Genomic DNA, 11,783 nt, shown 5'->3' with positions numbered 1-11,783 from the left:
GGAGGAGGGGAGGAAGGAAGCACTGCGCCATCGACGAGATGTTCGTCCATACTCATGACGTCGACGGGGGCTGGGTGTCGAGCGACGCCAACGACAGGCGCCGTGCCCGCCTCGCCGTGCTCGACCACGTCTATGCCCTGCTCGAACGCCGCCTCGCGGCGTTCGAGTGAGGGGCGCCCGGAGGGCGCACCGCATCATCGATCACAGAGGAGGTGAGAGCCATGTCCATCACGCTGACCCGGGGCGCGGCGCTGGCCGCGCTGCTCCTGGGACTGTCCGGCCCGGCCCTGGCCGATGCCGAGCGGCTCGAGGCCGACCTGCGCGCGCTGTTCGCCGACACCCCGGGCGAGCTGTCCATCGGCGAGGTCTCCGATAGCCTGCTGGGCGGCAGCACCACCGCCGAGGACCTGGTCTTCGTCGGCGATAACGGCGACCGGCTGCGGCTCGATCGCTACACGGTCGAGGGCGACTACGATCGGCCCGACGAGGTGGTGATGGAGGGCCTGCGCCTCGAGGCCCAGGACGACGAGCCGGGCGTCATCAGCGCCGAGCGGCTGGTGGTCGGCGAGCCGTCCCGGCCGCTGCTGGCCCTGCACGACCTGCCGCTGGACGGTGAGTTTGCGGCCGCCGAACTGGCCATCGACGGCCTGGCGATGAGTCGCGAGACGCCGCGCACCCGGGTCGAGGGGGGCAAGGAGGTCTTCCTCGGCACGGCCACCGGGCGGCTGACCATCGAGCACCTGTATGCCACCGAGCTCTCCCGCCAGGCCATCGGCAGCCTGGAGATGACCGGCATCCGTGGCAGCGGGGAACAGCTGGAGGACATCGGCGACGGCCACGTCTCCGTGGCGGCCGTCAGCCTGGCGGGGCTGCGCGGGCTCGACCGGGAGGAGGAACGGACCCTCGAGCGGCTGGAACTCACCGACCTGAGCATCGAGGCCGAGCGGCTGGTGGCGACCCTCGAGCGCCTGCGCCTCGACGGCGACATGACCGACGGCGCGGGCGGCATGTGGCTCGAGTCCCTCGAGCTCGACCTGGCACGGATGGTCGAGCTGGCCCCGGAGGACGAGCAGACCCAACTGCGCATGGCCAGCAACGTGCTCACCGGCGGCAGCGGTCGGCTGACGGTCGATGCCGCCTTCGACGGCGCCTGGGAGACCGTCGGGCCCAAGAGCCTGTTGACCGGCGAGAGCCAGATCACCGCCGGCGATGCCTTCCGCTGGACCCTGGATACCGAGCTGCCGGTGCGGCTGCCCGAGGGGGTCGAGCCCTCGACCTACCTGGCCGAGATGGACAGCCTCGAGGGCGTCACCCTGCTCGGCGGCGAGATCGAGACGACCCTGACCGAGCTCGGCCTGTTCGGGCGCATGCCGGCGGTGATGGCGGCCAGCTGGGGCGTCAGCGAGGCCGACTTCCTGGCCCAGGCACGGACCCAGGCCAAGGGCTTCGGGACCATGCTCGGGGCGGAGTTCGGGGCCATCCTCGACGGCGTGGTGGACATGATGGAGGGCAAGGCCAGCGAGCTGGTGATTCATCTTTCCCTGCCGGCGGAGACCGGCATGGACAAGCTCGCCGACGACCCGCTGATGCTGCCGAGCAAGCTGTCGATGCGCGTGGAGACGCGTTGAGCCTTCAGTATTTCTGAAGCCCGCATGAGAAATGATGGGGCTCACCATGATGGGCTTTCATGTGAAAGCCCCCATGGGCTGGGGTATCATGGCGCCCTTCGATTCTCCCCCCGATGCGAGGTTTCCGCCGATGTTCAGCCGTGAGATGCAGATTGCCGGTTTCGATGACGCCCTGTTGGATGCGATGCAGAAGGAAAGCGCGCGCCAGGAGGCGCACATCGAGCTGATCGCCTCCGAGAACTACGCCAGCCCCCGGGTGATGGAGGCCCAGGGCAGCCAGCTGACCAACAAGTACGCGGAAGGCTATCCCGGCAAGCGCTACTATGGCGGCTGCGAGTACGTCGACGTCGTCGAGCAGCTGGCCATCGACTACGCCAAGGAGCTGTTCGGCGCCACCTACGCCAACGTCCAGCCCCACTCCGGCTCCCAGGCCAACGGCGCCGTCTTCCAGGCGCTGGTCAAGCCGGGCGACACCGTGCTGGGCATGAGCCTGGACGCCGGTGGCCACCTGACCCACGGCGCCAAGCCGAACTTCTCCGGCAAGCACTACGACGCCGTGCAGTACGGCATCGACGAGAACGGTCGCATCGACTACGACGAGGTCGCCAAGCTGGCCCGCGAGCACCAGCCGAAGATGATCATCGCCGGCTTCTCCGCCTATTCCCAGATCATCGACTGGGCGAAGTTCCGCGAGATCGCCGACGAGGTGGGCGCCTACCTGCTGGTCGACATGGCGCACGTGGCCGGCCTGGTGGCGGCCGGGGTCTACCCGAGCCCGCTGCCCCACGCCCACGTGGTCACCACCACCACCCACAAGACCCTGCGCGGCCCGCGTGGCGGCCTGATCCTCTCCAGCGAGGGCGACGAGGCGGTCGAGAAGAAGCTGCAGGCCGCGGTCTTCCCGGGCATCCAGGGCGGTCCCCTGGAGCATGTCATCGCCGCCAAGGCGATCTGCTTCAAGGAGGCCATGGCAGCGGAGTTCAAGACCTACCAGCAGCAGGTGGTCAAGAACGCCCAGACCATGGCCGGCGTGTTCATCGAGCGCGGCTTCGACATCGTCTCCGGCGGCACCGAGGACCACCTCTTCCTGCTGTCGCTGGTCAAGCAGGGCGTGACCGGCAAGGACGCGGACGCCGCCCTGGGCCGTGCCCACATCACCGTCAACAAGAACGCCGTGCCGAACGACCCCCAGAGCCCCTTCGTGACCTCGGGCCTGCGCATCGGTACCCCGGCGGTGACCACCCGCGGCTTCGGCGAGACCGAGTGCCACGAGCTGGCCGGCTGGATCTGCGACATCCTCGACGTCATGGCCGAGGGCTCCGACACCGCCGCCATCGAGGCCGAGGTGAAGGGCAAGGTCGAGGCCGTCTGCGCCCGCTTCCCGGTCTACCGCTGAGCCCCGCCGGGCACTGCCCGGCCGCTGTCCGACACGACGCCCCGTCCCGGCCTGCCCGGGACGGGGCGTCGTCCGTTCCGCGCCGGGAAGGGGCCGCTGTTCGTGGCTTCGCGCGTCGAGGCGGCGGGCGTCCCGACAGGTTGAGGCGCCTCGTCCCGGGCTTCGTTATGCTGACAGTGGGGCGCCACCACATCGTGAGGAGGGGGCATGTCGACGCTGACGTTTCTGGGGGCGGTGGGCGAGGTGACCGGTTCGTGCTACCTGCTGGAGGTGGATGGTGAGCCGCGCCCTCACCGGCTGCTGCTGGAGTGCGGCATGCATCAGGGCGGCCGCGATGTGGAGGGGGCCAATGCCGTGCCGTTCGGGCGGCTGGCCACGGAGCTCGAGGCGGTGGTGCTGTCCCACGGCCACCTGGACCATGCCGGCCTGCTGCCCAAGCTGGTGCGGGAGGGCTATCGCGGGCCGATCCACTGCACCGCCGACACCGCCGAGCTGCTCGAGATCATGCTGGTCGACGCCGCCTTCGTGATGGCCAAGGACCTGGAATGGGAGAACCGCTGGCGGGGGCGGGCCGGCAAGCCGGCCATCGAGCCGCTCTACGACGAGGACGATGTCGCCCTGACACTGTCGCTCTGCGAGCCCCACGGCCTTGGCCGGCCGGTGCACCTGCCCGGCGGGGTGACCCTGGTCTTCCGCGATGCCGGGCACATCCTGGGATCGGCCATCGTCGAGCTGGCCATCCCCTCCGGCGGCCAGCAACGCCGGCTGGTGTTCTCCGGCGATCTCGGCAACCCCGATTCGGTGCTGATGAAAGACCCCGAGAAGGTCTACGACGCCGACCTGGTGTTGATGGAGAGCACCTACGGCGATCGCGACCACCGGCCCCTGGCGGAGACCCTCGAGGAATTCGCCCAGGTGCTGGAAGAGAGCCACCGGGACGGCGGCAATGTGCTGATCCCGGCCTTCGCCGTGGGCCGTACCCAGGAGATCCTCTACCACCTCAGCGTGCTCTATCACCAGGGCCGGCTGCGCCAGCAGATGGTGTTCCTCGACAGTCCCATGGCGATCCGCGTCACCGAGCTCTACGCCCGCAAGCGCAAATCGCTCGACCCCGAGGACCTCAAGGTGCTCAACATCGCCGCCCACGGCGATCCCGGGCAGTACCTGCCGATCCTGCGCCTGACCCGCACGGTGGAGGAATCCATGGCCATCAACCGCATCCATGGCGGCGCCGTCATCATCGCCGGCGCCGGCATGTGCAACGGCGGACGCATCGTCCACCACTTTCGCTACAACCTCGAGCGGCCCAGCACCCGGCTGGTCATCGTCGGCTTCCAGGCCGAGGGCACCCTGGGACGCGAGATCATCGACGGCGCCGAGCGGGTCCGGGTGTTCGGCGAGGACCTGGCCGTCAAGGCCCGGGTGCATACCCTGGGGGGCTTCTCGGCCCATGCCGGCCAGAGCGATCTGATCGGCTGGGCCGGTGCCTTTCATGGCCAGCCGCGCTTCTATCTGGTGCACGGCGAGCCCGGCGCCCAGCAGGCGCTCCAGGCGGCGCTCGACGAGAGCGGCATCGAGGCCGAGATCCCGGTCTACCGTCAGCGCATCGAGCTCTGACCCTGGCAACGGCACTGTCCCAGGCGCGGCCATACCCGAGGATGATCGCGTCGCGCCTTATTTATGTATAAAAAGAATAACGTTAGAGTATTTTTGGCATTATGCTGGAAGCCAACACGGGCGCACGGGTGGGGCCTGCCTTGCCGCCCCTCACTTCACCGCTATAGGAGGCATGCTTCATGGCCACGCATCCTCTCGTGACGGCCTTCTTCGACGAGCCCAGCCACACCTTCAGCTATGTGGTCCGCGATCCGGACTCGCCGGCCTGCGCGATTCTCGACTCGGTGCTCGACTTCGACTATGCGGCCGGGCGCACCGACGTGCGCTCCGCCGACGCGATCATCGCCTTCGTGCGCGACGAGGGGCTCACGGTCGAGTGGGTGCTCGAGACCCACATGCACGCCGACCACCTCTCGGCGGCCGCCTACCTGCATGAGCGCCTGGGTGGGCGGACCGGCATCGGCGCCCGCATCGTCGAGGTGCAGGAGATCTTCGCCGAGGCCTTCAACGCCGGCACCGAGTTCGTCCGCGACGGCAGCCAGTTCGACCGTCTCTTCGAGGAGGGCGACACCTTCGCCATCGGCGGCCTCGAGGCGCGGGTGCTGCACACGCCGGGCCACACCCCGGCCTGCCTGACCTACGTGATCGGCGATGCCGCCTTCGTCGGCGACACCCTCTTCATGCCCGACTACGGCACGGCTCGCTGCGACTTCCCCGGTGGCGATGCCCGCACCCTCTACCGCTCCATCCAGAAGGTGCTGGCGCTGCCCGGCGAGACCCGGCTCTTCCTGTGCCACGACTACAAGGCGCCGGGCCGCGAGGAGGTCCAGCACGTGTCCAGCGTGGACGAGCAACGCACCCACAACGTCCATGTCCATGAGGGCATCGGCGAGGACGACTTCGTGAAGATGCGCACCGAGCGTGACGCCACCCTGGGCATGCCGTGGCTGATTCTGCCCTCGGTGCAGGTCAACATGCGCGCCGGCCGCATGCCTCCCGCCGAGGACAACGGCCAGGTCTACCTCAAGGTGCCGATCAACCGGTTCTGAAGGCCCGTCGAGCCGCGTTTCGGCGATGGAGAAACTTGAAGGAGAGAGCCCGTGGAGTGGCATTCATACCTGGCCGGTCTGGTCGGCGGCGTGCTGATCGGGCTCTCGGCCACCTGGCTGATGGTCACCCTGGGCCGCATCGCGGGGGTCAGCGGCATCATCGGTACCCTGGTCACCGCTCGCCCTAAGGGGGACAGCGCCTGGCGTCTGGCCTTCCTGCTGGGCCTTGTCTCCGGGCCCCTGGCGCTGGTGATCGCCGGCGGCGAGCTGGGCAACGTGCTTGGCCGGCCCGAGGCGGTGATCGGCGAGCCCGCCGGCGGCGTGGCCCTGATGCTCGTCGCCGGTTTGCTGGTGGGCCTGGGCACCGGTATCGGCAGTGGCTGCACCAGCGGCCACGGGGTGTGTGGCCTGGCCCGGCTGTCGCCGCGTTCCATGGCGGCCACCCTGACCTTCCTGATAACGGCGATGGTCACCGTCTTCGTTGTCCGGCACCTGATCGGGGGTGGCGCATGAGCACCCTGATGGCGTATATCGCCGGGCTGCTGTTCGGCCTCGGCCTGGCCGTGTCCGGCATGACCGACCCCGCTCGGGTGCTGGGCTTCCTGGATCTCTTCGGGGCCTGGGACCCGACCCTGATCTTCGTGCTCGGTGGTGCCGTGGTCACCAACTTCTTCGGCTATCGGCTAGCCAGGCGTCGGCCCCACCCGCTGTTCGCTGCAGCCTTCCAGCTGCCCACCCGGCGCGACCTGGACGGCAGGCTGATCGGCGGGGCGGCGCTGTTCGGCATTGGCTGGGGGCTGTCCGGCTACTGTCCCGGCCCGGCCTTCGCCTCCGTGGCCGGCATCACCTGGCCATTGGTGGCCATGCTGGCGGCCATGGTCGCCGGCTGGTTCTTGGCTCGGGCCTTGCCCTCGCAGGGGTGAAGAGGTTCTCGTAGCGCAACGTGTTGCGCGAGGGGCGACGCCGGGCGCCCGAGTGTCGGATGCGCCTTCGGGTTCTCCGACCCACGGGAAGCGGCAGGGCCGGAGCCGTAGGTCGGGTAAGCGAGCCGGCGAGCGCACCCGACAGATCGCGTCAAGGCCGCGGGCCCAGGATCTTCTCCAGTCGTTCCGCGCTGGGCATGCCCTGGGCGGTCCGCAGGCGGTCCTCGAGCCGGTAGGCGAGCCCCGGGGTGGCCACCAGGCCGAGCCGCTCCATGAGGGTGTGGTTCTCCTGCAGCGCCAGCTCCCAGCGGCGGGGCAGGGCGTCGAGTGGCGCGACCGGCGTGCCCGCCTCGTGGGCGGCCAGCGCCGCGGAGGGGTCATCGGCGGCCAGTAGCGAGATGGCCAGGCGTGGGCTGTCGCGTTCGAGAATGCCGACCATGACATGGCGCAGCTGCACGCGGCCGGCCTCCACCCAGGGCCGGGCGGCCTGCCAGAAGCGCCGGCAATAGGGACAGTTGGGGTCGGTGAACACATAGACGATCCGCTCGGCGTCTTCGCGGCCGTCGGCGATCCAGGCGCTGTCCTCCAGGGCCTCCCAGGTCTCGGCGTCCTGGGGGGCGCGCACCAGACGCTCGAGGGGAGCCGTCGAGAGGTTGTTGCCCTCGGCGTCCACCAGGTTGCCGATGACCGCGTGCTCGCCATCGGCGGTGACGAAGACGGTCATCGCCTGGCCGTTGGCGCTGGCGGCATAGCCGGTCAGGCCGTCGGGGGCCGCGAAGCGGCCGTGCACGCTGAGCCCCTCGGCCTCGAGGGCCTGGAGCGGTGCCGGGAGTTCCTCGGCGACGGCGGCGAGCGGCAGCAGCAGGGCGGCCAGGGCCAGGCTGGAACGAGACAGCTGACGCATGACGGATCTCCTGGTATCGGGATGGAGGGAATGCCTGCCTGGGAGCCTCGTGGGACGATAAAGTTCGTGTGCGACAACAGGAGTGGCCCCGGGAATTGCCGACCAGCTGGGCGCTGTCGCCCCGACCCGTTACAATATGCCGACACCGTTTCCTCCCACGTCGGATACTCGCTATGCATTGCCCCTTCTGTGGCGCCCATGACACCCGCGTGACCGATTCCCGGCTGGTCGCCGAGGGCGATCAGGTGCGCCGCCGGCGCCAGTGTGCGGCCTGCGGGGAGCGCTTCACCACCTACGAGACCGCCGAGCTGGTGATGCCCCGGGTCATCAAGGCCGACGGCTCCCGCGAGCTGTTCGACGAGGCCAAGCTGCGCGCCGGCATGCTGCGCGCCCTGGAGAAGCGACCGGTCAGCGCCGAGTCCATCGAGGCCGCGGTGGAGCGCATCCGCCAGACGCTGCGCGCCCGCGGCGAGCGCGAGGTCCAGGCCCGGGACGTCGGCGAGGAGGTGATGCATGCCCTGAAGCGGCTCGACCAGGTGGCCTATATCCGCTTCGCCTCGGTGTACCGGCGCTTCCAGGACATCGACGAGTTCCGGGCCGAGATCGATCGCCTCGCCCAGGAGCCGAGCTTCCGGCCCGACGAGCCGGGGCGCTCATGACGGCGCCGCGGACCCCCGAGGCCTGGATGGCCCGCGCCCTGGTGCTGGCGCGTCGTGGCCTCTACACCACCGACCCCAACCCCCGGGTGGGCTGCGTGCTGGTCAAGGATGGCCGGCGGGTGGGCGAGGGCTGGCACCAGCGGGCGGGCGAGCCCCATGCCGAGATCCATGCCCTGCGTGCCGCCGGCGAGACGGCCCGGGGGGCCACCGCCTACGTCACCCTCGAGCCCTGTTCCCACCAGGGCCGCACCGGCCCCTGTGCCGTGGCACTGGTCGAGGCCGGCGTCGCCCGGGTGGTGGTGGCCATGCAGGACCCCAACCCCCAGGTGGCCGGCCGGGGCATCGCGCGGCTGCGCGAGGCCGGCATCGAGGTCGAGGTCGGCCTGCTCGAGGCCCAGGCCCGGGCCCTCAACCCTGGCTTCATCGCCCGCATGGCCCGTGGCCGGCCCTTCGTGCGGCTGAAGATGGCCATGAGCCTCGACGGCCGCACCGCCATGCGCTCCGGCGAGTCGCAGTGGATCACCGGCCCCCGCGCGCGGCGTGAGGTGCAGCGTCTGCGCGCCCGCTCCAGCGCGGTGCTGACCGGCGTGGAATCGGTGATCTTCGACAACTCCCGACTCACGGTGCGTGCCGACCAGCTCGAGCTGCCCGAGGGCGAGGCCATCGCCTCCCGCCAGCCGCTGCGGGTGGTGGTGGACTCGCGGCTGCGTCTGCCCGAGGCCGCCGCCTGCCTGCGCGAGCCGGGGCGGACCCTGGTGGCGACACTCGAGGGCCAGGACGGCGAGCGCCGGGCCCGCCTCGAGGCCGCCGGCGCCGAGGTGCTGCCGCTGCCCGCTGGCGCCGACGGCCGGGTCGACCTGGCGGCGCTGCTCGCCCACCTGGCCGGGCAGGAGGCCGTCAACGAGGTGCTGCTGGAGACCGGCGCGACGCTCGCCGGGGCCATGCTGGATGCCGAGCTGGTCGACGAGATGCAGCTGTTCGTGGCCCCGACCCTGCTCGGCGACGAGGCCCGGCCGCTGTTCGCCCTGCCGGGGCTGGAGCGCATGGAGCAGCAGCGCCCGCTGGAGATCCTCGATATCCGTGCCGTGGGGCGGGACTGGCGCATTACCGCCCGGCCGCGCCGGGACGCCTGAGGCCGCCGACCCGAGTGTCGCGAGGGGCTCGCCCCGCCCCGGCGCCGATCCGCCACCACGACACGGGGCTGTCCGCGAGCGGCCGAGCTCGCGCCTCGGGTGCGAGCCACTGGCGCCGGACGCCGCGCCACGGTACCCTGACGCGGTTTCGAGGTGGGCGACGCCCCACGGCGACCCGGTCGTCGTCGGGGTGCGACAGCCGCCACGCAGAGTCAATGGAGATTCCATGGAGCACTCCTCCTCCGGGGGCCTGGCCCCCATCGCCGAGCTGATCGAGGATATCCGCCAGGGGCGGATGGTGATCCTGATGGACGACGAGGATCGCGAGAACGAAGGCGACATCATCATGGCCGCCGAGAAGGTCGAGGCCGAGCACATCAATTTCATGGCGCGCCACGCCCGGGGACTGATCTGCCTGCCGATGACCCGCGAGCGCTGCGAGCGACTGCAGCTGCCGCTGATGGTCCGCGACAACGGGTCCGGCTTCGGCACCAAGTTCACGCTGTCCATCGAGGCCGCCGAAGGCGTCACTACCGGGATCTCCGCCGCCGACCGGGCGCGCACCGTGCAGGCCGCGGTGGCCCGGGATGCCAGGGCGGAGGACATCGTCCAGCCTGGCCATATCTTCCCGCTGATGGCCGAGCCGGGCGGGGTGCTGCGGCGTGCCGGTCACACCGAGGCGGCCTGTGACCTGGCGGCCCTGGCCGGCCTGGACCCGAGCGGCGTGATCTGCGAGGTGATGAGCGAGGACGGCAGCATGGCCCGCCGCCCCGAGCTCGAGCGCTTCGCCCGCGAGCACGGCCTCAAGATGGGCACCATCGCCGACCTGATCCACTATCGCATCCACAACGAGCAGACCGTCGAGCCCCAGGAATCGATGCCGGTCCAGACGCCCCACGGCGAGCTGACCCTGCACGTCTTCCGGGATCGCATCCAGGGCGCCCACCATCTCGCCCTGGTCAAGGGCCACCCGCACCCCGAGGCGCTGACCACGGTGCGCGTGCACCTGGCCAACGTGATGCGTGACCTGCTCTCGCTGCAGAGGGGCGAGGGGGGCAGCTGGGCCGCCCACGAGGCCGTCGCCGAGGTGGCCCGCGCCGAGCATGGCGTCTTCGTGCTGCTCGACGACGGCCGTCCCCGCCAGGACCTCCAGGACCTGCTCGACCTGTTCCTGGAGCGTCGCCGCGCGCCCCGCACCACCGAATCCGACGGCGCCGGCAACTACCTCACCATCGGTACCGGCTCGCAGATCCTGCGCGACCTGGGGGTGGGGCGCATGCGCCTGCTCAGCTCGCCCTGGAAGTTCTCGGCGCTCTCCGGCTTCGACCTGGAAGTCGTCGAGCGCCTCGAGCCCGGCCAGTCGTCCGTCGCCGAGGATGACGCCGACGCCTGAGCGATCGTCACCGACACGTTGACATGACGCCGCTCGTCGCGGCGTCATGTGGATTCCGTACCACCGGGTTCAGCAGGAAACAGACCATGCAACCGATTTCCCAAGTCGAAGGCAGCTTCGTCGACGTCGATGGCCGCTACGTGATCGTGGTGGGCCGCTTCAATCATCATGTGGTGGACAGCCTGGTGGAAGGCGCCGTGGACAGCCTGGTGCGGCACGGCGTGAATGCCGAGAACATCGATATCGTCCACACCCCCGGCGCCTGGGAGCTGCCGCTGGCGATCAAGCGCGTGCTCCGGGTGGCGCGGCCCGAGGCGGTGATCGCCCTGGGTGCGGTGATCCGCGGCGGCACCCCGCACTTCGAGTACGTGGCCGGCGAGTGCAACTCGGCGATGAGCCGCCTGCAGCTGGAGTTCGACACCCCGGTGGCCAACGGCGTGCTGACCGTCAACTCCATCGAGCAGGCCATCGAGCGGGCCGGCACCAAGGCCGGCAACAAGGGCACCGAGGCGGCCATGGCGGCCATGGAGATGGTCTCGCTGCTGCGCTGCTTCGGCGATGACGCCGGGGAGGGGACCCGATGAGCGAGCAGCGTCGGGCGCCCTCGAAGGCCCAGCAGTCCCGCCATGCGGCCCGTGAGCTCGCGGTCCAGGGGCTCTACCAATGGCAGCTGACGGGCAAGTCGATCGCCACGGTGGAGGCGGAGTTCCGCAGCCAGGTGGCCGACGACGACCTGGAAGACCACGAAAACTGGCACAAGGTCATGGAGATCGCCGACCTGGCGCTCTTCCATGACCTGCTGCAGGGCGTGGTTCGCCATTGCGAGGAGCTGGACCGGGCCATCGCCCCGCTGCTCGACCGCCGTCTCGAGGACCTGGACGCCATCGAGCGCGCCATCCTGCGCCTGGGCGCCTACGAGCTCGCCAAGCGCCTCGAGGTGCCCTACCGAGCGGTGATCAACGAGGGCGTCGAGCTGGCCAAGTCCTTCGGCGCCACCGAGGGGCACAAGTATGTCAACGGCATTCTCGACAAGCTCGCCGCGAGGCTGCGGTCCGCCGAGGTCTCCGCGCACCGACGCTGA

At 70.2% G+C, this 11,783-nt stretch carries 13 protein-coding genes; 12 read left to right on the top strand and 1 reads right to left on the bottom strand.

Annotation, left to right across the window (positions count from 1 at the left end; genetic code table 11):
• Nucleotides 1-38: 38 nt before the first annotated feature.
• From FHR97_RS20510 to FHR97_RS09710, 7 genes are all read left to right on the top strand, one after another.
• Nucleotides 39-170: a hypothetical protein gene (locus FHR97_RS20510; RefSeq protein ID WP_281380466.1), complete on the top strand. Its 132-nt coding sequence runs from the start codon at nucleotides 39-41 to the stop codon at nucleotides 168-170.
• Nucleotides 171-221: 51 nt separating this feature from the next.
• A complete protein-coding gene (locus FHR97_RS09735) occupies nucleotides 222-1,628 on the top strand; it encodes a hypothetical protein (RefSeq protein ID WP_183383597.1) in 1,407 nt (468 codons plus the stop codon).
• A 130-nt stretch (nucleotides 1,629-1,758) separates the two neighbouring features.
• Entirely contained in the window at nucleotides 1,759-3,024 is a 1,266-nt protein-coding gene (gene glyA / locus FHR97_RS09730; protein WP_183383596.1) for a serine hydroxymethyltransferase, read from the top strand.
• Nucleotides 3,025-3,231: 207 nt separating this feature from the next.
• Nucleotides 3,232-4,641, top strand: coding sequence for an MBL fold metallo-hydrolase RNA specificity domain-containing protein (locus tag FHR97_RS09725; protein WP_183383595.1), 1,410 nt, complete (start codon nucleotides 3,232-3,234; stop codon nucleotides 4,639-4,641).
• 179 nt (nucleotides 4,642-4,820) lie between these two features.
• Complete coding sequence (locus FHR97_RS09720; protein WP_183383594.1) at nucleotides 4,821-5,690, top strand: MBL fold metallo-hydrolase; 870 nt, start codon at nucleotides 4,821-4,823, stop codon at nucleotides 5,688-5,690.
• 120 nt (nucleotides 5,691-5,810) lie between these two features.
• On the top strand, nucleotides 5,811-6,203 hold the full coding sequence (locus FHR97_RS09715; RefSeq protein WP_246403917.1) for a YeeE/YedE family protein: 393 nt from the start codon (nucleotides 5,811-5,813) through the stop codon (nucleotides 6,201-6,203).
• Complete coding sequence (locus FHR97_RS09710; RefSeq protein ID WP_246403890.1) at nucleotides 6,200-6,613, top strand: DUF6691 family protein; 414 nt, start codon at nucleotides 6,200-6,202, stop codon at nucleotides 6,611-6,613. The genes FHR97_RS09715 and FHR97_RS09710 overlap by 4 nt, the downstream gene beginning before the upstream one ends.
• A 151-nt stretch (nucleotides 6,614-6,764) precedes the next feature.
• On the opposite strand, the gene dsbG is transcribed toward FHR97_RS09710, so the two are convergent.
• Nucleotides 6,765-7,517: a thiol:disulfide interchange protein DsbG gene (gene dsbG / locus FHR97_RS09705; RefSeq protein WP_183383592.1), complete on the bottom strand. Its 753-nt coding sequence runs from the start codon at nucleotides 7,515-7,517 to the stop codon at nucleotides 6,765-6,767.
• Nucleotides 7,518-7,690: 173 nt separating this feature from the next.
• Here dsbG and nrdR point away from each other — a divergent pair, with 173 nt between their 5' ends.
• From nrdR to nusB, 5 genes are all read left to right on the top strand, one after another.
• On the top strand, nucleotides 7,691-8,176 hold the full coding sequence (gene nrdR, locus FHR97_RS09700; RefSeq protein WP_183383591.1) for a transcriptional regulator NrdR: 486 nt from the start codon (nucleotides 7,691-7,693) through the stop codon (nucleotides 8,174-8,176).
• Complete coding sequence (gene ribD / locus FHR97_RS09695; RefSeq protein ID WP_183383590.1) at nucleotides 8,173-9,309, top strand: bifunctional diaminohydroxyphosphoribosylaminopyrimidine deaminase/5-amino-6-(5-phosphoribosylamino)uracil reductase RibD; 1,137 nt, start codon at nucleotides 8,173-8,175, stop codon at nucleotides 9,307-9,309. Before nrdR ends, ribD begins: the two co-directional genes overlap by 4 nt.
• A gap of 226 nt (nucleotides 9,310-9,535) precedes the next feature.
• Entirely contained in the window at nucleotides 9,536-10,702 is a 1,167-nt protein-coding gene (gene ribBA / locus FHR97_RS09690) for a bifunctional 3,4-dihydroxy-2-butanone-4-phosphate synthase/GTP cyclohydrolase II (RefSeq protein WP_183383589.1), read from the top strand.
• Between the two features lie 86 nt (nucleotides 10,703-10,788).
• Nucleotides 10,789-11,286 carry a 6,7-dimethyl-8-ribityllumazine synthase gene (gene ribH / locus FHR97_RS09685; RefSeq protein ID WP_183383588.1) on the top strand — a complete coding sequence of 166 codons (498 nt, stop codon included), beginning with the start codon at nucleotides 10,789-10,791 and terminating at the stop codon, nucleotides 11,284-11,286.
• The gene (nusB, locus tag FHR97_RS09680; RefSeq protein WP_183383587.1) at nucleotides 11,283-11,783 is read left to right on the top strand and encodes a transcription antitermination factor NusB; all 501 of its coding nucleotides are present in this window, start codon (nucleotides 11,283-11,285) and stop codon (nucleotides 11,781-11,783) included. The genes ribH and nusB overlap by 4 nt, the downstream gene beginning before the upstream one ends.

Source organism: Halomonas stenophila (assembly GCF_014192275.1).
In the GTDB taxonomy this organism is placed as follows: Bacteria; Pseudomonadota; Gammaproteobacteria; order Pseudomonadales; family Halomonadaceae; genus Halomonas; species Halomonas stenophila.
Note: the sequence above shows the minus strand (reverse complement) of the source record. Positions and strands in the feature narration are given on the sequence as shown.